General features: G+C 62.3%; 19 protein-coding genes and 1 tRNA gene. 8 read left to right on the top strand and 12 right to left on the bottom strand.

All coding sequences use genetic code 11. The features are described 5' to 3' along the window. The 5 genes from QRT08_RS00340 to QRT08_RS00320 all read right to left on the bottom strand — a co-directional run bounded on the left by QRT08_RS00340 (window position 1) and on the right by QRT08_RS00320 (window position 3755). Window positions 1–801 (bottom strand): cytochrome b, encoded by an 801-nt coding sequence (locus tag QRT08_RS00340; RefSeq protein WP_286043585.1) that lies wholly within the window; start codon window positions 799–801, stop codon window positions 1–3. Next, complete coding sequence (locus QRT08_RS00335; protein ID WP_369684809.1) at window positions 798–1889, bottom strand: ubiquinol-cytochrome c reductase iron-sulfur subunit; 1092 nt, start codon at window positions 1887–1889, stop codon at window positions 798–800. The genes QRT08_RS00340 and QRT08_RS00335 overlap by 4 nt, the downstream gene beginning before the upstream one ends. 2 nt (window positions 1890–1891) lie before the next feature. Further along, window positions 1892–2281: a DUF7318 family protein gene (locus QRT08_RS00330; protein ID WP_286043584.1), complete on the bottom strand. Its 390-nt coding sequence runs from the start codon at window positions 2279–2281 to the stop codon at window positions 1892–1894. Between the two features lies 1 nt (window position 2282). Further along, window positions 2283–2906 carry a halocyanin domain-containing protein gene (locus tag QRT08_RS00325; protein WP_286043583.1) on the bottom strand — a complete coding sequence of 208 codons (624 nt, stop codon included), beginning with the start codon at window positions 2904–2906 and terminating at the stop codon, window positions 2283–2285. A gap of 81 nt (window positions 2907–2987) precedes the next feature. Next, window positions 2988–3755 (bottom strand): DUF7319 domain-containing protein, encoded by a 768-nt coding sequence (locus tag QRT08_RS00320; protein WP_286043582.1) that lies wholly within the window; start codon window positions 3753–3755, stop codon window positions 2988–2990. Window positions 3756–3843: 88 nt separating this feature from the next. Between QRT08_RS00320 and QRT08_RS00315 the strand changes: the two genes are divergently transcribed. Further along, window positions 3844–4326 carry a DUF7321 family protein gene (locus QRT08_RS00315; RefSeq protein WP_286043581.1) on the top strand — a complete coding sequence of 161 codons (483 nt, stop codon included), beginning with the start codon at window positions 3844–3846 and terminating at the stop codon, window positions 4324–4326. A gap of 12 nt (window positions 4327–4338) precedes the next feature. Here the strand turns inward: QRT08_RS00315 and QRT08_RS00310 are convergent, their stop codons facing one another. The 3 genes from QRT08_RS00310 to QRT08_RS00300 form a co-directional block, all read right to left on the bottom strand. Continuing rightward, on the bottom strand, window positions 4339–4572 hold the full coding sequence (locus tag QRT08_RS00310; RefSeq protein WP_286043580.1) for a hypothetical protein: 234 nt from the start codon (window positions 4570–4572) through the stop codon (window positions 4339–4341). Between the two features lie 55 nt (window positions 4573–4627). Next, a complete protein-coding gene (gene nth, locus QRT08_RS00305) occupies window positions 4628–5311 on the bottom strand; it encodes an endonuclease III (RefSeq protein ID WP_286043579.1) in 684 nt (227 codons plus the stop codon). A gap of 128 nt (window positions 5312–5439) precedes the next feature. Beyond that, entirely contained in the window at window positions 5440–6624 is a 1185-nt protein-coding gene (locus QRT08_RS00300) for a sugar-transfer associated ATP-grasp domain-containing protein (RefSeq protein WP_286043578.1), read from the bottom strand. Between the two features lie 260 nt (window positions 6625–6884). Here QRT08_RS00300 and mvaD point away from each other — a divergent pair, with 260 nt between their 5' ends. Together mvaD and QRT08_RS00290 are read left to right on the top strand one after the other, a co-directional pair. Beyond that, a complete protein-coding gene (mvaD, locus tag QRT08_RS00295) occupies window positions 6885–7850 on the top strand; it encodes a phosphomevalonate decarboxylase MvaD (RefSeq protein ID WP_286043577.1) in 966 nt (321 codons plus the stop codon). 21 nt (window positions 7851–7871) lie between these two features. After that, the gene (locus tag QRT08_RS00290) at window positions 7872–8966 is read left to right on the top strand and encodes an NAD(P)/FAD-dependent oxidoreductase (protein ID WP_286043576.1); all 1095 of its coding nucleotides are present in this window, start codon (window positions 7872–7874) and stop codon (window positions 8964–8966) included. On the opposite strand, the gene QRT08_RS00285 is transcribed toward QRT08_RS00290, so the two are convergent. Next, the gene (locus QRT08_RS00285; RefSeq protein WP_286043575.1) at window positions 8963–9307 is read right to left on the bottom strand and encodes a hypothetical protein; all 345 of its coding nucleotides are present in this window, start codon (window positions 9305–9307) and stop codon (window positions 8963–8965) included. The two genes, QRT08_RS00290 and QRT08_RS00285, sit on opposite strands and share 4 nt — an antisense overlap. Window positions 9308–9458: 151 nt before the next feature. Here QRT08_RS00285 and QRT08_RS00280 point away from each other — a divergent pair, with 151 nt between their 5' ends. Both QRT08_RS00280 and QRT08_RS00275 read left to right on the top strand, forming a co-directional pair. After that, entirely contained in the window at window positions 9459–9779 is a 321-nt protein-coding gene (locus QRT08_RS00280) for a hypothetical protein (protein ID WP_286043574.1), read from the top strand. Between the two features lie 179 nt (window positions 9780–9958). Continuing rightward, a tRNA-Arg gene (locus QRT08_RS00275) sits at window positions 9959–10033 on the top strand. Window positions 10034–10224: 191 nt separating this feature from the next. Here the strand turns inward: QRT08_RS00275 and QRT08_RS00270 are convergent. Continuing rightward, the gene (locus tag QRT08_RS00270; protein ID WP_286043573.1) at window positions 10225–10992 is read right to left on the bottom strand and encodes a DUF8102 family protein; all 768 of its coding nucleotides are present in this window, start codon (window positions 10990–10992) and stop codon (window positions 10225–10227) included. A 67-nt stretch (window positions 10993–11059) separates the two neighbouring features. Here QRT08_RS00270 and QRT08_RS00265 point away from each other — a divergent pair, with 67 nt between their 5' ends. The 3 genes from QRT08_RS00265 (at window position 11060) to QRT08_RS00260 (ending at window position 13389) form a co-directional block, all read left to right on the top strand. Then, window positions 11060–11197 carry a hypothetical protein gene (locus QRT08_RS00265; protein ID WP_286043572.1) on the top strand — a complete coding sequence of 46 codons (138 nt, stop codon included), beginning with the start codon at window positions 11060–11062 and terminating at the stop codon, window positions 11195–11197. Between the two features lie 385 nt (window positions 11198–11582). Continuing rightward, entirely contained in the window at window positions 11583–11801 is a 219-nt protein-coding gene (locus QRT08_RS19005) for a DUF8118 domain-containing protein (RefSeq protein ID WP_483299906.1), read from the top strand. Next, window positions 11794–13389: a DUF7845 domain-containing protein gene (locus QRT08_RS00260; protein WP_286043571.1), complete on the top strand. Its 1596-nt coding sequence runs from the start codon at window positions 11794–11796 to the stop codon at window positions 13387–13389. Before QRT08_RS19005 ends, QRT08_RS00260 begins: the two co-directional genes overlap by 8 nt. Window positions 13390–13801: 412 nt before the next feature. On the opposite strand, the gene QRT08_RS00255 is transcribed toward QRT08_RS00260, so the two are convergent. Then, window positions 13802–14131 (bottom strand): hypothetical protein, encoded by a 330-nt coding sequence (locus QRT08_RS00255; RefSeq protein WP_286043570.1) that lies wholly within the window; start codon window positions 14129–14131, stop codon window positions 13802–13804. 36 nt (window positions 14132–14167) lie between these two features. Beyond that, window positions 14168–17788 (bottom strand): DEAD/DEAH box helicase, encoded by a 3621-nt coding sequence (locus QRT08_RS00250; RefSeq protein WP_286043569.1) that lies wholly within the window; start codon window positions 17786–17788, stop codon window positions 14168–14170. Window positions 17789–17793: the final 5 nt, after the last annotated feature.

The raw sequence follows: 17793 nt of genomic DNA, 5'->3' as shown, positions 1-17793 counted from the left end.
TCAGTGTGGCTCCGCGATTCCCTGCATCCAGACGATGCCGATGTGCAGCGCGATCAGCGCCGTCACCACGAACGGCAGGACGAACACGTGGAGGATGTACATCCGCTGGAGCGTCGGTGCGCCGAGACTGAACCCGCCGAACACCAGCTGGGCGACCCACTCGCCGATGAAGGGGACCGACAGCGCCATCTCGACGCCGATCTGGCCGGCCCAGTACGACAGTTGCGTCCACGGCAGCAGGTAGCCGGTGTACCCGAAGGCCATCGTCAGGCTGATCAGGACGATCCCGATCAGCCAGTTGACCTCACGGGGCTCCTTGTACGCGCCCGTGAAGTAGACCCGTAACATGTGGAGGAACACCGCCGCGGTCATGATCTGGGCGGACCACCGGTGCAGGCTCCGGAGGAAGTACCCGAAGTTCATCTCCTGCATGATGGCCACGACGCCGTCGTAGGCGACGGTCGCCTCCTCCGTGGCGGCGGTCGACGGGGCGTAGTAGAACCCGAGCAGCGCACCGGTCACGGCGGCGACGATGTACGCGATCGTCGAGAAGGCTCCCAGCGAGTACAGCGGGTACCAGTACCAGAACTTGTTGTCGAGGTTGTACTGCTCGGTGTGGCTCTTCGGCATCTGGAGGTTGACGCGGTAGTACATCGTCTCCAGCAGTTCGAGGTAGTCGACGACGCGAAAGCGCTTGTCGAGCCACATCAGGGTCATCAGATAGCCCTGCTCGATCGGCGAGAGGTCCCGTTCTTGCATCCAGCCCCGGTGGTCGTGCTCGTCCGTTCGTTCGAGGCTCATTGCCCCTCACCGCCCTCGCTACCTTCGGAGCCGGATCCCTCACCGCCGCCTTCGCCGCCACTGCCGCTTTCGCCACCGCCCTCTCCGCCACTGCTCCCACCGCCTTCGCCACCGCCGCCCTCTTCGCCACCGCCTCCTCCTCCGCCGCTGCTCTCTCCGCCACCGCCGCCTCCTTCACCGCCTCCGCCTCCTCCGCTGCCGCCGCCCCCGCCGCCTCCGCCACCGCCTTCGGGCGCCTCGACGTCGTCGGGCTGGGGGAACGAGAGGAACGACTGTTCGAGGACCGTAAACGGGTCGTAGACCGACGCGTGACACTGACAGTAGATGACGTTCCCGTCCTGGAACCGCTCTGCGGTCTCCGAGACCTTGAAGCCGGGGACACAACAGAAGTGCGTACAGACGTTGAGGTACGCGAACACCCCGTCCTGGGTGGCCGCCTCGAGGAACTCGTCGTTCTGGGCGGCCTCCTCGATCAACGGACTCCGCATGACGATCACCTGGAGGACGTCACCGCCGTCCAGTCCGTCCGAGCGCCACGTCGCGGCGGCGGGCTTCCCGGCCCCTTCGGTGCCGATCTCGTTGCCCCACTCCTCGTAGTCATCGAAGTGGGAGATGTTGAGCGGATCGCCCTCGCTGAGGGCCTCGGTCTGCCACTGGTACTGCGTCTGTGCGGACGAGAGGAACCGGTTGTCCTGCTCCGCCTGCGGGAGCAACGCCGGGGAGGTCTGTTTCCCACAGTACTGGAACCACTGCGATGAGTAGGTGATCCCACCGAGATCCTCCTGTGCGAGATACTCGGTCTGTCCCTGGACCTGTTCCTCGACGACCTGGGGCCACCGACCGCTGATCGTTCCGTCCTCGGCGATCTCGACCGGGATGATCGGCATGCCGCGGGGGGCCGGACCGTCGATGCGTTCGATCCCCATGAAGGGGGTGATTCCGCCGCCCGATCCCGTCGGTGGCGTCGCGGTGTTGACCGCCGCCGCGCCCGTCGAGCCGATCGCGGCGATCGCGCCCGCGCCGACGACGCCCTTGACGAACCGCCGTCGATCCGATTCGACCGGATACTTGTCTTCGTCTGCTGACATTGTTAGTTCTTCTTGTAGTATGGGTAGACCGCGCGTTTGAAGTGCTCCAGTGCGCCGTCCGCGAACTCCTCGCCCTCGGCCTGCTCCTCGCGGACGTAGAGGTCCTCCCACTTCCGGCGGCGTTTCTTGACGATCATCACGTCGGGGAGGAACTCCTTTCTGTACAGCACGAGAATGAACGCCAGATTGATGAAGATCATCGCGAGCAGCACGCCGAGGTAGATGTTGCCGACCTGCGTCGTCCCCCACGCCGTGATCAGCCCGTAGGTGAACAGCGCGACGAGGACGACTTCGAGGATCGTCAACAGCACGATCGCGATCACGGCGACCGTGCTCTCGCGGGCGGGTTCGTAGCGGTGGATGTCGCCGTAGGTGCTTCCCGACGAGGACATCTCAGTTGCCCCCCTTCGCGTGGCTGGATTCGCCGTATTTCAGCACGAAGAACGTGAACACGAGCGAGACGGAGATCATCAGCATGGCCCCGATGCCGATGTAGTGCTCCTGGAGTTGGACGCCCATCTCGTGGATGTCCGTCGTGCCGCCTTCTTGCACTTCGCGGGTGGGGACCTCGCCGACGGCCACGCCGCCGTGCATCCCCTGTCCGGCGTGGGGGTCACACTGGTAGGTGTTGATCTGGCCGTCCTCCTCGAAGGTGTGTTCGAAGGTGAACCCCGCCTGGTCGTTGACGTCGCTCGCGTACTCTTCGCCCTCCTGGCCGGCGACGTTGTGGCCGCCGCCCTCGCCGGTCCACTCCCAGATCACGTTGGTGCCCGCGTCGATCCAGATCGCCGGCGGGTCGAACGCCAGCCCGTCACCGGCGCCGACCTGGACGGTGGCTTCGTCCTGGCCACGGAGGTCCTCGGTCTCGCCGCTCGAGTACTCGTTCGCCTCGGAGACGAAGTCGGGCCAGTCGGGCTCCTCTTCCTGGGCGGCCGCGGTACCGACGGCTCCGGTTACGCCCGCCGCCGTCGCGGCGCTCCCGACACCCGCCGCCGTGATAAACTCCCGCCTCTTCATACGAGCGGGAATCAGGACCGTGTTCGCTTAAACCCACCGATGACGGTGAGGTCGAGTCCGGCGCGAACGGCCCGTGGGCGGCTATTTCCCCGCTCGTTCGCCCTCGGGGATCGGCTCGATCTCGCCGTCCTCGACCGGGACGAACTCCGGGCGCTCGCCCGAGGAGACGCCGGCCGCCCGGAGGCGCTCGCGGTACTCAACCGCGCGGAACCGATCCGAGAGCCGCGCGTTCGCGACCACCAGAAAGAGGAAGACGCTCGCGGCGACGAAGATCAGCGCCACGACCAGGACGATCACGGCCGCGCCGCCGACGTCCCCGACGAACAGCCCCGCGAACGCCCCGATACCGGCGAGCAGCATCCCGAAGGCGATCACCTGTAACATCTTGTTGCCCAGGTCGCCGCTGCCCTCGGGCACCGACTCGGGATCGGGGAGCGACCACTCCTCGGGGGGATCGGACACCTCGTAGTCGTCCATCGAGCAGAGCGCGACCGACGGCTTCACGTCCCGGACGACCGTCCCCCGTCCCTCGACGCTCCCGTCGGGGTAGACGATCGCGTATCCCTCGTCCGAATAGGCGAGCAGCCGCGGCGGGTCCTCGAACCGTTCGAGCACCGCGAAGACGTCGCGGCTCGCGATCCGCGATTTCAGGTCGGCCTCGACCCGGTCGATCAGCTCCCGGCCGGTGATCCACGAGTCGGGATCGAACGCCGCCTCCCAGTCGTCGGCGTCCATCCGCGCCATGTCATCGGGGCCGAACTCCTCGAAGTCGAACTCCTCTTCGGGGGGCGGGCCCTCGTCTGCGTCCCGCTCTGAGCCCTCGCGCTCGGAGGGACGACCGTCAGCCATTGCCCGAACGTTGGGCCGGGCCGGGCATACGTGTTCCGGGACGGGCGGATTCGGGCCGCTTAACGCACCCCCACACCAAGTGACGGTGATGGCCAACGCCGTCGTCTGGGCGACGATCACAGCCCTGCTGGTCACCGTGAGCTTTCCGTTCTACCTCTACGGGGCGTGGATCGTCATCGAGAACGATCCCGTCACGTGGGCGGTGCTGACGCGCCACCTCAGGTACATCTTCACCGGGCTCGTCCTCACCACCGGTCCCGTCCTCGGCTGGATGGCCCCGCGACTGTTCGACCGGCTCAGCGGGCTCCAGGCGATGCACGCCATCTTCGGGGTACAGGCCTACGCCTTCCTGCTGTTCGCGCTGACGGGGATCGTCCGCATCTTTCAGGCGAAACGACGCCACGACCTCTACGGCGACCCCGAGCAGGGGATCGACATCGACGACCTCCACGAGAACATGGGCGCGTGGCGCTTCCGCCTGCGGGTCGGCGTCGTCGGCTACCTCGCCTGCTGGCTGATCGCCTACCTGCTGGGCCTCGCCCAGTACGCCCTGACCTACCTCTACGCGTAGCGGCGGCCCGTCTCAGCTGTTGAAGGGGCGCTCGTCGCGGTGGGCGTCGGGGTTGGCGGTCTCCTCGGCGGCGGCCTCGCGCTGTTCGTCCTCGGCGTCGAGTTTCTCCTCGGCCTCCTCTTCTTGCTTTCGTCGGCGCTCCTCCTCCTGTTCGCGTTCGACCTCCTCGTCGACGTCGGCCTCGCTCTCCTCGTCCTTCTCCTTGTCGAGCGTGACGTCCCGGCCGTGTTCGTCTGATTCGGTCATGACACCCTCGCCTTCTCGGTCCAGTATGAAAACCGTTGGCCCCGCGCCCGCCGGCCTACCACGCCTCGCCGCTCGCCAGATCCACCCCGTTGTCGAGTTTCGAGGACGGACAGACGTCCTCGAGGACGCACCCGGCACAGTCGGGGTTTCGCGCCGTACACGTCGCCCGGCCGTGACTGATACAGAGGTGGGTGAACGCCTGCCAGCGCTCCCTCGGAAGGAGGTCCATCAGTTCGCGTTCGATCCTCTCGGGGGTGTGTTCCTCGGTGATCCCGAGCCGCCGCGTGAGACGCTGGACGTGCGTGTCGACGACGACGCCCTCCACCAGTTGGTGGCCGTGCTGGAGGACGACGTTCGCGGTCTTCCGCCCAACCCCGGGGAGGTCGGTGAGTTCGGCCATCGTGTCGGGTACCTCGCCGTCGTGTTCGGCGGCGATGATCTCGCAGGCCTCGCGGATGTAGCCCGCCTTGTTGTTGTAGTAGGTGATCGAGGAGATGTCCTCGGCCAGTTCTTCCTGATCCGCGGTCGCGTAGTCCTCGGGGCCGTCGTACTTCGCGAAGAGGTCCTCGGTCACCGCGTTGACCCGCTCGTCGGTACACTGCGCCGAGAGGATCACCGCGATCAGGAGTTCCAACCGATCGGAGAAGCGAAGCGAGATGGTGCTGTCGGGGTAGGCCTCCGCGAGGCGATCGACGACCTCGGCGGCCTGGTCCGCGGGCGAGTCCAGTCGGGTTCCCATACCCGGACTCGCCGTCGGGGGGTGTTGAGCGGTTCGGTTCCCGTCGCTCATACCGTCGGCTGTACGTCGTTACGGATCCTCGCCGCTACGGGGTGGGGAGAATCGCCACACAGTTACAGCCGACAGCATCAGATCACGCCGTGGCGCTCGTAGAAGCGACGTGCCCGCTCGTCGCGGAGCAGGGGTTCGTGCGTCTGGATCAGCGCGGAGGTGTTGTTGTTGGCCTCGATGATCGAGAACTCCCCCTTGCCGGTGACGACGAGGTCCCACCCGATGTAGGGGATGTACGAGAGACGGTCCGCGATCGCCAGCAGATCGGCCTCGATGCGCTTCCAGCCCGGGACCTCGCGGCCGGCGATCCGCTCGCCCGTGTCGGGATGGGTCTCGAACTCCTCGGGGTACTCCGGCGGGAGGTACCGGACGCCGGATCCCAAGCGACCGGTCTCGCGGTCGACGCCGACCGAGAGCCCGCCCCGCGAGAAGTTGTCGAGTTCGCCGGAGCGCTCGGTGCCGAAGCGATGGGTCGCAGCGGCGACGAACGCCTCGCCGGCCCCCTCGTCGTACATCGTGAGCACGCGCATCGTGTTGACCGATTCCGGATACACCGCCGCGGCGTAGGCCGCCTGCGCGACGTACTCGGTCACGAGGTAGTCCGCCAACCCGTCGATCCGCGCGCGTAACTCGTCCTCGGAGCAGGCCTCGCCGTTGATCGTGTATCGCCCGCCGTCGAACGCACAGATCAACACCTGCTTTCCGGACCCGCCCTTGAACCGCTTGCAGACTAATCGCTCGTCGGCGAGGCGTTCGACGAACCAGTCCGCGCCGTCGGCGACCGACGAGACGGGGCCGATCGACCGGCCCAGCAGTCGGCCGGCGGGTCCGCCGTCGGACGTCGGAAACGCCGTCCCGTCGATCGGGTGAAGCCGGCCACGCTGCAGAAGGCCGTAGACCGTCGGGCGGTGCTCGTCGAACTCCGCGAGCAGGAGGTGACAGAGCAGTTTGTTGTCGATCGCGTCGCGCCACGCTCCATTCAGGTAGTACGCGCGGACGTAGCGCGCGGCGTCCGAGAGGTACTCGTCGGGCCCGTACGTCTCGAAGTCGTAGAGGTGGGCGGCCCGCCTGCGAAAGCCGCGGCGATGGAGCCAGCGCCGTTTCGCGGCCGGGACCGGCGGCGAGGACTCGGTCAGTTCGTCGCGTGCGAGCACCGCCCACCGCTCGTAGGGACGCGGGAGGAGGTACTCGGCGGCGGTCGCCATCGGGGAGACGACGCGCGAACCCGAATCGGGCCCTCGCGGGCGTGCCAGCGGGGTCATCGTCGATACGCTCTCCTCTCTCAGGAGGGGTGACGAAGGCAATACCCTACTGGTCAGTCCCATCCGGTGAAACGGCGCGCTCGGAGCGTTGCCGACCGGGGTATCCCGACCTCGAAACGCGAACCGAGCCTTCGAACCTCGCGTCGCGCCGCCCCGTAGAACGACGGAGCGCGTCGTGTCGCTCGGTGCGTTCGACCCGCTGTCGTCCCGCTCCAGCCGACAACGCAGCGTTTATGCGAGCGACACCCGCCGGTCGTGGTATGAAGAAGGCGACCGCGATCGCCCACCCCATCCAGGGCCTCGCGAAGTACCACGGGATGCGCGACCCGGACCTCAGACTGCCGTATCACGACTCCATCAGCGTCTGTACCGCGCCGAGCCACACGCGGACGACCGCCGTCTTCGAGGACCGCGCGGAGGACGTCTACGTCGTCGACGGCGAGGAACTCGACGGACGGGGGTACGAGCGCGTCGAGGCGGTGGTCGATCACGTCCGCGACCTCGCCGGGACCGACGACCGGGTCCGCCTCGAGAGCGAGAACTCCTTCCGGTCGAACGTCGGCTTCGGCTCCTCGTCGTCGGGGTTCGCGGCGGCCGCGATGGCACTGTGCGGGGCCGCGGAACTCGACCTCTCGCTCCCGACGGTCTCGACGGTCGCCCGCCGGGGCTCCTCCTCGGCCGCGCGCGCGGTCACGGGCGCGTTCAGCCACCTCCACACGGGGCTGAACGACGAGGACTGTCGCTCCGAACGCATCGAGACCCCTCTGGAGGACGAGCTACGGATCGTCGCCGGCCTCGTCCCCTCGTACAAGGAGACCGAGCAGGCCCACGAGGAGGCCGCCGACAGCCACATGTTTCAGGCGCGGATGGCCCACATGCACGGCCAGATCGCCGAACTCCGGGACGCGCTCCGCGAGGGGGACTTCGACCGGACGTTCGAACTCGCGGAACACGACTCGCTGTCGCTCGCGGCGACGACCATGACGGGTCCTGCAGGGTGGGTCTACTGGCAGCCCGAGACGATCGAGATCTTCGACCGCGTGCGGGAGCTCCGCAAAGAGGGCGTACCGGTTTACTACTCGACGGACACCGGCGCGAGCGTCTACGTCAACACCACCGAGGAGCACGTCGAGCGGGTCGAAACCGAGGTCGCGAAGGCGGGTATCGAGACCGAGATCTGGGAGGTCGGCGGCCCCGCCCGGCTGGTCGACGACCACCTCTTTTAGGCCCCCGGCCCTACCGCCAGTATGCGAATCGTCGTCTGTGGGGCGGGCTACGCCGGGGTGACGCTGGCGAAACGTCTCGAAGACGGACTCCGCGAAGCCGAGGTCGTCCTCGTGGACCGAGAGCCCTCCCACCTGATCCAGCACGAACTCCACCGGGTGATCCGCAACCCCGGATTGGCCGACGTGATCCGCCTGCCCCTCGAATCGCTGTTCGATCGGGTGAAGGTCAGGGAGATGGAAGTCGAATCGATCGACCGCGACGAGCGGGTCGTGCGCTGTGCCGACGACGAGATCGACTACGACTACGCGGCGGTCTGTCTCGGTGCCGAAACGAACTACTACGACCTGCCCGGCGTCGAGGAGTTCTCGGTCCCGTTGAAACGCCTCGAACACGCCGAGCGGATCCGCGAGCGCGTCACGGACGGGTCGCGGGTCGTCGTCGGCGGGGCGGGCCTCTCCGGGGTGCAGGTCGCGGGCGAACTCGCCGCGATGGACCGGGACCTCTCGATCACGCTGCTCGAACAGTTCGACGCGGTCGCGCCGAACTTCCCGGCGAACTTCCAGGCGGCGGTCACGGAGGAACTCGAGACGAGGGGGGTCGACGTGCGGACGGAAACGACCGTCGAACGCGCGACGGAGGGGGCGATCGAGACCGCCGATGGCGAGCGAACCCCCTACGAGGCGTTCGTCTGGACCGGCGGGATCCGCGGGCCGGCCGCGTTCGGCGGGGAACGGCCGCCGGTTCGCAGCGACCTCCGACTCGACTCGCGGACGTTCGTCGCCGGGGACGCCGCCCGCGTCGTCGACGACGACGGCGAGGCCGTCCCCGCGAGCGCGCAGGCGGCGATCCGCGAGGCCCGCGTCGTCGCTCGGAGCCTCGTGGCGCTCGCGGGCCGCGGGAACGACGGGTTCGGCCCACGACCCGAGCGGTTCACGTTCGACTCGCCGGGGTGGCTCGTCAGCGTCGGCGACGGCGCGGTCGCACAGGTCGGCCCGACGATCCTCCGGGGAAGGGCGGCGCTGGCGCTCAAAGCGAGCGTGGGTGCCGGCTATCTCTCCTCGATCGGGGCGGTGCGAAACGCGGTCGACCTCGTCAACGAGGAGGTCGGGGATTAGGCGCCCGGGACGCCGAACGCGCCGACGCCGAGGTTCAGAACCGCGTTCAGCACGAACAGCAGCGCGAGCGCGGCGATCCAGGCGATGAACCCGATGATCGCGGCGTCGACCCACCCGCCCGGATAGCGCCAGTTGATCACGCCGATCCAGACGATCAGCGCGAGGATCGGGCCGAACAGGGGGATCCACGCGGTCAGTCCCCACGCGATCGCCCCGAGGAGCGCCGTGATCACGGCGTGGCTGTAGTCCTGAACGTCGACGACGAAGTTGGCGCTGAGGTAGATAGCCAACCCGCCGACGAGCAGTGCAACGACGAACGCGACGATCGATCCGAGTACCATACCTCCGAGTTCGTCGGACACCCCTTTATATCTCGTGCCGGATAGTTCAAGGACGACGATACGAACGGTCGATGACTGGTCCGGGAAGTTGATCAACCGCGTGAGACGTGTCTGACAAAGGGTTAAGCGCGCCGGCGAGCAAGGGACGACGATGACCGAGGGTTCCGTCGGGCGTGACGCGGACGCCGGCGCCGACGAACGGGCGTGGCGGGAACTGATCGAACGCCGCGTCCCGGCCGACCACGACTGTACCCAACTCGCGGGCGATCTCGCGGCGAGCAGGCGGGCGTTCGACGCTACGACCGAACCGGCGGGATCGAGGAGACGGCGCTGGATCGTCCGGGGACTCGTCCTGCTGGCGATCCCGCTGATCGTCTACAGCGAGATCACGACGCCCACCGGCGCGATGAACTACAGCGGATTGGGGATCGGCGTCGTGTTGATGCTGGCCGGCGGACTGGCGTATCTGTAGGGATTCGGACCGGTCTCCGTACCGGATGCGGCTGCCGGGGTTCACCCGGAATGGATCGAGGAGGAGCGGCCGGGTCCCGAGTTACCCGTGCCATGGTTCCGAAGGCCACGGATATGGCATACGGGGTCGGAGTGGAAATCGCGGGAGTTAAACGGGGCTAGCCCGAACCGGTTCCCGTAGGGCGCTTAGCTCAGTCTGGACAGAGTGCTTGGCTTCGGACCAAGTTGCCGCGGGTTCAAATCCTGCAGCGCCCATTCGTTTTTCACTCGTTTCGAATCCAAGCGACGGCGTCGGGGTGTATATAAAAGACCTCGGCAATCTGGCAGGTGATTTGAACCATTTTCGGGTTGCGGGTCGGTGACGGCCGGCGATTTGCGAGTGCCAAAAGGAGTGGGAAGTATATATATTGTTTGTTGAACAACACCAACTACGCCCTATCGATTTTCTATTGGTCTTCGCTTGATTGGAGTTCGTTGCCCGCTTCGAGAGTGATTTCAGATGCTTCGCTCCGCCATTGTTTACGCTGCTGACGATGGCGCTCGCGCCATTCGTGGTCGCCACCATTTATTGCTTCAACCATTCGGTCGCGCCAATCGTCCATTCCTTTCTGTATGAGTTCTTGGTCCTCTGGATAGGCGTGTCTCAGCGCTTCGTACTCCTCGGGGAGCAGAAGTTCACCTTGGTGCAGTTGTTCACGGACCTTTTCGAGAGCGATGGTATCGGAGTATTCGCGCTTAAGTCGTAGGTCCGGAACGATGGAAACGCCATTCGCGGCGAGCGTGCTAATGAACGCTGTTTTCCCGCCGGCAGAAAGACATTCATCGAACTGCCCGCCAGCTGTCGGTCGAACACCTCCGAGGACGTAGAATAAGAATTCGAACATGCCTTCAATTCCATCTCGGAGTGTGGGTGATTCGTCGTCTTCAACCACTTCGTGGAACTCTCGAGGATAGCGTTTTCCGTCTTCATCAATTGCCTCGTCGATATCCTCAAAGATGTCAGTAAGCTTCTCAGGCGGTGGATTCAGGATAGCAAAATCAAGGATGCTGTGAAGCATCCGCTGCCGGATTCGCGCGCGCCGTTGACGTTCGGCTGACGGTGTTTCGTCCGATTGACCAAGGCCACCAGTATTGATGAGCAGGTCACGCTCTTTTGAAGTCAGCAAACCGGTCGGTCGGTCTATCCAGATATCGTGGTGGTCTTCGTTCGGCATCGTAACGTAATTCCATCACACTACGTATAAACGTTACTATTATGTGTCTGCAGAATCGAGTAGGTGTATGGCTGAGCAAGCCACCATCCCGGTTACACCAGGTCTTCGAGACCGTATCCGCCGGCTGAAAGGGTTCGAACGCACCTACGACGAGGTGCTTTCAGCCTGGGCAGATATGGCCGAGGACCGCGAATCGACGGCATAAGGCATGCAGCTGAAAGTCGTCACTACGGAGGATGAGTGCGCCGCGTCAGACCCGAACTTTGGCCAGGAACGGTCTGACGCGGCGAAGTATCGCAGCCGGCCCTACGCGCCGACGGACGATGCCGCCGGAGGTGAGCCGTATAGTGCGTTCTCCCTCCAGGGGTATATGCGTTATCCAGACCCGTTGCGGTCGTTCTCCCGGCGTGTCAGGGCTTTCAACGCCCATCGATGATAACGGAACACCACGATACACACGCTGAAACACGGACGAACAATGGTCTGAACGAGTCCGCTTCATCGGAGCGGACTATCGAGGAGTTTGCCGACACCTCGAATGGAGGGTGTATCCACCCTGTAGACCTCCTCAAAGGGAGGGAAGGGCGATTATGACGCCCGACGACTATCGGGCCGAACGCGCCCGCGAGCAGTGGGTTGATGAGCGTCCCTTCACGGTCCATCAAGAACCCGACGAGCAGGGGGGCGAAGAGTACGCCAGATGTCGGGGATGTGGTCGAGAAATACTCCCGGTTGACCGGTTTGGATGCCTCTCGCACCCGGAGGACTGTCCGGTAGCGGCGGCGACTGGAGCGCTGATAGATGACTGAGCCGGTTGTTCGGGAAGGCTCCAGTAATCGGACTTGCCGCGAGCAATCGACGGACGCTACGCCAACAGAGGGCCTATCAGTGATTACTCCAGCACCACACGAGGTATCTGGCCATCTGATATTTACTGACGAAGGGCTCTTGCCGTACTATGAATTGCACGCTATCACGTACAGCAAGGGCCACTACGAGGCAACGGAAGGGACGTTCGGTCTTGCAGGTGAGATATGGAGCGTAGAGTTGACGCCAAAGGAGAGCGGGCTAAAGCCGCGAGACGACCCAGAATTCGAGCTTAAGACGGTGAAAGAGTACGTCCTTCGAGTCGCTCCCGAGGACGCGGACGATCAGATAGCGCCTCCAGCCGTTACATTTCAGGTAGCTCCACGATGGCCTGAGATGGAATTTAGCCCTGATATAGTGGGAGTAAACGTGCGGTTCGACGGGTCTAACCTCCCGCTGGAGACGTATCCCGTACTGCTCCAGCGCGCTATGGCGGCGGTCGGCCTTACTCCGGACTCCTTCGCGGAGATACACCCTTATAGCAATATCTGGAGGTTCGAGCGATACGTTCGTGTTCAGCGTGAAAAGGCAACGGTGGTTATCGGGTCGAACGGACCGCTGGAGCGTATCTTTGAGCACGTCAGCTCCAAGGGGAACTTCCGAGAGCTCCGCGAGGACGACCGCAAGCGGAAGGGCTACTACCACCGCGTCAAGTTCGACTCAAGGGGCGCTTCGGCGCTCCTATCGGGTCATACGCTCGGCAAGCAGGTGAAACACTATCATCCGAAGAACGTCCACGGAGATGCTGGCGACCCGCTCTATCATCCAAAGGTCAGCGTCTGTTATCTCTCGAAGCAGACGGACGACGGAGCGGTTAAGTGGGACGACCGCGACGTGCTCCAGCGAGAGCTCGATGAAACTCTCATAAACGTCCTCTCATGGGCAGGGCTCCCGACACAGGCGGACCCGTCGGTATATGTCGAGGACGTCCACTTCGATGTCACTGAATCGAAGCGCGCGCTCCGGTTGATAGACGACCCACTACCCGAGATACGACGTACGCAGAACGCGACGGTGATAGAGGGGATTTCAGCAAATCCGAATCTCACCCACTCGGATATGGATGCGCTTGAAGTGCTTGCAGACGGGGGCGCTGAAATGCCGGTCGGCACACTTGCGGATGATGCAGGGGTGTCGAAACGAACCATATATCGAACCGTCGAGCGACTGAACGGGGTTCTTGAAGTGCATGCGGGCTCAGTCGGATTCGCGTCGGCGTACATTCGGGATACAGTCCGAGGCTTGCTATCGGACGTAGCCGACTCGATACGCGCAGATGATGCAGTAGAGGATACGCAAAGCGCTTGGGCACAGTTCAAGGCACGGTATGGAGTAGAGGTGAAGGACGACCGGAATGCAAGGCTCCAGCTGCGGTTCGGCAAGCTACCGCGCGGACGGTCGCTGACGGACATCCTGAAGGACGGGTTCTTTGCTTATCCGGGTGACGAGTTCCGGTTCAAGAATGCACGGATAACCTATAAAAAGGATGGACGTACGCAGGTTCTGGAGGGGTTCGACCCACTCCAGTGAGGTAGTCCTGCTGAGCGGCAACACTATACCCTCTCGGTGAATAACGTAGTCTTCCCGTGGAGCATGGCGATTAGCATTTTCTGATGTGCGCTGCGTGCAACCCCGACTTCCACTGTGGTAGTTGCGATAAGGTGGGTGGGCGGTATTTCTCCCATCCCTTTAGGAACACTCCCTAAGGGAATTGCGACACGCTGTGTCACGCAGTGACAGTTTCATCTGGTTCGCCAGTGCTCCAGATATACGAAAGCGAGCGGGGAAAGCAGTAGAGGAATCATGAGAGACATCACCTATATACATTGTCGATGAAGTCGCCGGTCATTGCTTGTACACAAGAGCACGACTTGATACCTTCAGCACTCTTCTAGCGTTGTAGCGACTGTTTGAATCCCATCCGATAATCCACCCGAGGAGGTCAGTATCGGTCTATACTTGACTGGGACTGTAGCTGGATTCCGGAACTCTCGTCCTCATCCATCCACTCGTTTAATCTATCTACCGTCTCGTCGCTTACGCGTACTTTCGCTGCACTGGATGACGACTCGGGACCCCACAGTCCAAATACCCTCTTTCCATCTTGGTACTCCCGATACTCATCGGGAAGAAGATACACCCATCCGATTTCATCGTGTTGCTCGTCATCCCGACCGCAGATGAGGGCAGTTTCCGGGTAACCGACGGGCTTCACTGCGATGGTATAGTTCGTGTTTCTAGGCGGATGGTCTTGGCAACGTACTATCGCCATACCTTCGTTCGGTAGTCGAAAAGACAATAATAGTTGCTACTGCACGTGGTAGTTCGATAACCAGTGGGTGATTGTTGTTTCCGCATCCTGTTGACTCGGAAGCCGGACATCGAGTGTAAGTCGTCGTTCCGCCGTCGTCGCATACGTTGCAACAAGTGCTGGGATTTCTGCGGATACGCCTGACCATACCTCTGTAACCCCTTCGTTGTAAGCGCCTGCAACGCGGACGATGCTTTCCTCGGAGAAGTCTCCGAGTTCGTCGAGGAGCTCTCGGAGGAGATAGCTAAAGAACTCGTGTTGCGGGAGGGGTATCACGACGGAGGGATACCATTCGAGTACGTCTGGGTCGAACGAAACCAACACTTCCCCTTCATCAGTATATAACGCCTGAACGGTGTCCTCCGGTGGATTGTTAGAGATAGGCGGCTTCTTATCTCCCGGAATTTCCAATCGGTAGAGCTTCTTGTAGGGCGCTTCTTCGTCTTCAGTCAGCTGTCGGTCGAGCATCTCGAACCTCCATCCCTTATTCCGTAGCGCCTGGCTCTGAGTGAACAATCGCTTGAATACGTCTGGGTTCACCAGAGGTTCGAACGGTCGTTCCGGGTACCCAATACGACCAACATCTGGATGGGGCGCAGTCCAGCCGTCTAGCCTAGCCTCCTCAATGATGTCTTCAGGCTGGACCGCATCAAGCTCTTGAGACAAACCGACTTGCCTGGACTTCTGCTCGGCCTCCATCGATTGGGACTCCGCAGCAGCGACGATGTCTTCGCCTGATTTCGTTGACTCTCCCATCGCGACGTTCTGGACCTCGCCCTCGATACCTTCCAGAATGGGTCGAAGGGGGCCAACTGCCTGCTCGAAGAGGTTTATTCGCTCGCCGAGTCGCTCATAGATGTCCTCCTCTATCGTTTCGTCATAGACGTAGTTCCAAACGAGTACTTCCTCGTTCCTCTGTCCGATACGGTCAATACGACCAATCCGTTGCTCGACTTTCATCGGATTCCACGGGAGGTCGTAGTTAATCAGTGCGTCGCACGCCTGAAGGTTGAGCCCTTCACTCGCGGAATCCGTACACACGAGAATCGAGAGGTCGCCGTCGGGGTCAGTGAACTCCCGCTTCACACGCTCCTTACTAACTGCTTGCCACTCATCGCCGTCGTATATCTCACCTCCGGCACCTGAGTAGGTGCCGACGTCGTGATGGCTAAGACAGACTTTCTCTTTGATGGCGTCCAGCGTGTCCGTGTACTGTGTGAAGATGATGACTGTATCTCGTGCACGGGCACTAAGCTCCCCAAGGTCCTGCATCAACTGCTCCAGTTTCGGGTCCTCAGGGACATTATAGAGTCGCGCGATGAAGTCCTCCAGTTCGCTCAGTTCGAACTGACGGACACGTTCACCCGCAGAACTATTAGCCCCAATCTGGTCTACTCTCAGGCCATATTCACGGCGAAGCACTTCTTCGCGGTCGACAAGGGCTCCCGTTTGAAGGTCACTCTCTAAAATCTCAGAAGCGTCTCTCAGATTGGAACGAAGGTTCTCACGACGACGTTTGAGAGACTGCTCGATAGCGTGTAGACTTGAGGTGAGTCTCTGCCGGTACGTCGTCATCACAAAGCCGATTGCTGTCTTTTCCTTGCCCTCCAGTAGCTTCTTAGACTGGTCGTACACATCGCTGATATACGTCTCAACACGGTCATAGAGGGGTTTCGCGTCACCAAGTTCGACGGACCGAGTTTCAATATCGCGGCGAGGGATGTTCTCGTCGAGGAGGTCTGCTTTCTTGCACATTCGAAGCGTGTGTCGCGTGTTCCTGAATACGCGCGATTTTACTGGTGTGGTCTCTTCCCCGAGGGTGAGAAGGTAACGAAGGCTCTCTACGGAGAGATTCGAGAACTTGTCCTCCCAATCGCGTGTCCCGAGTCGTCCGGTTCCGAGTACTCGATTCAACCGACGGCGTTCGCTCAACGAGATGCTACTGTCGTCGACCTCATCTGCAACTCGCTCCTTCACATCATCGTGGGTTTTCACGAACGATTGAATCATTCCTACCCACGTACGGAGATAGGAAATCCCCTCGTATGGCTCGTAGTTCCATTTCGAGGCAAGGTCGGGGAGGATTTCTTCGACGGTCTTCGACCCATCGGCTTCGAGCTCGTCCAGTGTCTCCGCAACCTCCTGCTGTATCTCAAAGTACGTATCGAAAGACTCGCGGTCGTTCCAGCCCTCGGGGAGGTCACAGAGACGAAGCAAGTCGAATAGCTCAGTGATTTCGAGTTGCATCGGGGTCGCAGTCAGCACGTAGGTGCAAGCCGTGTCGTTCTGCAGCTCGGTAAGCAAGTTGTAAAGATTCGTCCCCTCGCGACCGTGGTGAGCCTCGTCGACGAGCGTTAGGTCCCACTCAAAGCTATCCTTCGGCGGGTCACCCGGATGCTCCTCCTGCCAGTGAACGGTCGGTGAGAACATCCCCATATTCTGTGTGCGCCGGGCCGTGTGCCACGAGGCGAGGACGACCGTCGGCTCGTCTCTACCGGAGACGAATTCGCCGATGTGCGAGTCTTCCCATGCATCGATGGTCTCGTAGTCGGAGAGTGAGTGCTCGATACCGTAGGCGTCACGTAGGACGCGCTGTGCGCCGCTGTACTCGTAGGAGTAGGCGTTGATGTTGAACTTCTCCAGAAGCTCCTCCTGCCACTGTGGCTGGACCGTAGCCGGCACAAGCAGCAGGGCGTCGCTCACCTCACCGATAGTGAGGAGTCGAGAGATAGTCAGCCCGGCCTCAATGGTCTTCCCGAGGCCGACCTCGTCACAAAACAAGAGACTCTCGGGATAAATGCTCGCCGCCGTGTCAGCGATGACACGCTGGTGGGGCCACGGGTCAATCGAGCTGATATCCTCGGCGATATGAAGCGCACCGGGGAGGAGTTCGCGCTCGTTGGCGATGCGAGTGACCGTCGCTTCGGAGGCAGGTGGCTCACTCGACTTCTTGAGGCGTTCGACGTGCCCCTCAACCTCTTCATCGGACTCGGGCTGCCAGTCGAGGATGTCCCGCTCTATGGCCTCGTCGATATCTGTGACCTCGACATCCTCGTGCTCCTCGTTCCAAAGCCGCTCGAAAGTCCTCACATCCTCCTTGACGTACTCGTTCTCGACCTCGTCCCACGAGCGGTGGACTTTGAATCGCTCGTAGTTGCGATACCACGCGTTGTACGTCTCGTTGATGCTGCCCTCGAACGTGATTCGGTTCCCGTCGGCGTCGGTCGCGATGCCGAGCTTGGGATGGAAAATGCCTGAGTCGGAGTTATTCCGGGGTTCTCCGATTTTGAGCTGGAGTCGCCCCTCGTCCAGCATTTGGGCGATGAGAGCGAGTCGTGACTCGCCTTCCTCGGAGAGTGGAGCGTCGTCGGTGAGGACCGGTTTGTTCTCTTGGCTCAGGCGCTTCGAGGCGATGATACGGATTTCGCCATCAGATTCGAACGCAGACTCGATCCCTTGGAGTGCATCCGCGAGGTTTTGTAGACTCAGATAGCCAGCGAGGCGGTCATATTGGACGGACTCTCTTAATAGAGGACGATAAAATGAACTAACGAGTGTCTTGTTGCCTCTAAATGTGCTCTCATATACGCGCTGCCAGTCTGTTTCGGGTAATCCCATCAGGA

This window comes from Halalkalicoccus sp. NIPERK01 (genome assembly GCF_030287405.1).
Lineage (GTDB): Archaea > Halobacteriota > Halobacteria > Halobacteriales > Halalkalicoccaceae > Halalkalicoccus.
Note: the sequence above shows the minus strand (reverse complement) of the source record. Positions and strands in the feature narration are given on the sequence as shown.

What these genes read in the sequence shown, in the direction of transcription:
- QRT08_RS00340 (WP_286043585.1), bottom strand. Translation starts at nt 801, where the DNA reads ATGAGCCTCGAACGAACGGACGAGCACGACCACCGGGGCTGGATGCAA.
- QRT08_RS00335 (WP_369684809.1), bottom strand. Translation starts at nt 1,889, where the DNA reads ATGTCAGCAGACGAAGACAAGTATCCGGTCGAATCGGATCGACGGCGG.
- QRT08_RS00330 (WP_286043584.1), bottom strand. Translation starts at nt 2,281, where the DNA reads ATGTCCTCGTCGGGAAGCACCTACGGCGACATCCACCGCTACGAACCC.
- QRT08_RS00325 (WP_286043583.1), bottom strand. Translation starts at nt 2,906, where the DNA reads ATGAAGAGGCGGGAGTTTATCACGGCGGCGGGTGTCGGGAGCGCCGCG.
- QRT08_RS00320 (WP_286043582.1), bottom strand. Translation starts at nt 3,755, where the DNA reads ATGGCTGACGGTCGTCCCTCCGAGCGCGAGGGCTCAGAGCGGGACGCA.
- QRT08_RS00315 (WP_286043581.1), top strand. Translation starts at nt 3,844, where the DNA reads ATGGCCAACGCCGTCGTCTGGGCGACGATCACAGCCCTGCTGGTCACC.
- QRT08_RS00310 (WP_286043580.1), bottom strand. Translation starts at nt 4,572, where the DNA reads ATGACCGAATCAGACGAACACGGCCGGGACGTCACGCTCGACAAGGAG.
- nth (WP_286043579.1), bottom strand. Translation starts at nt 5,311, where the DNA reads ATGGGAACCCGACTGGACTCGCCCGCGGACCAGGCCGCCGAGGTCGTC.
- QRT08_RS00300 (WP_286043578.1), bottom strand. Translation starts at nt 6,624, where the DNA reads ATGACCCCGCTGGCACGCCCGCGAGGGCCCGATTCGGGTTCGCGCGTC.
- mvaD (WP_286043577.1), top strand. Translation starts at nt 6,885, where the DNA reads ATGAAGAAGGCGACCGCGATCGCCCACCCCATCCAGGGCCTCGCGAAG.
- QRT08_RS00290 (WP_286043576.1), top strand. Translation starts at nt 7,872, where the DNA reads ATGCGAATCGTCGTCTGTGGGGCGGGCTACGCCGGGGTGACGCTGGCG.
- QRT08_RS00285 (WP_286043575.1), bottom strand. Translation starts at nt 9,307, where the DNA reads ATGGTACTCGGATCGATCGTCGCGTTCGTCGTTGCACTGCTCGTCGGC.
- QRT08_RS00280 (WP_286043574.1), top strand. Translation starts at nt 9,459, where the DNA reads ATGACCGAGGGTTCCGTCGGGCGTGACGCGGACGCCGGCGCCGACGAA.
- QRT08_RS00270 (WP_286043573.1), bottom strand. Translation starts at nt 10,992, where the DNA reads ATGCCGAACGAAGACCACCACGATATCTGGATAGACCGACCGACCGGT.
- QRT08_RS00265 (WP_286043572.1), top strand. Translation starts at nt 11,060, where the DNA reads ATGGCTGAGCAAGCCACCATCCCGGTTACACCAGGTCTTCGAGACCGT.
- QRT08_RS19005 (WP_483299906.1), top strand. Translation starts at nt 11,583, where the DNA reads ATGACGCCCGACGACTATCGGGCCGAACGCGCCCGCGAGCAGTGGGTT.
- QRT08_RS00260 (WP_286043571.1), top strand. Translation starts at nt 11,794, where the DNA reads ATGACTGAGCCGGTTGTTCGGGAAGGCTCCAGTAATCGGACTTGCCGC.
- QRT08_RS00255 (WP_286043570.1), bottom strand. Translation starts at nt 14,131, where the DNA reads ATGGCGATAGTACGTTGCCAAGACCATCCGCCTAGAAACACGAACTAT.
- QRT08_RS00250 (WP_286043569.1), bottom strand. Translation starts at nt 17,788, where the DNA reads ATGGGATTACCCGAAACAGACTGGCAGCGCGTATATGAGAGCACATTT.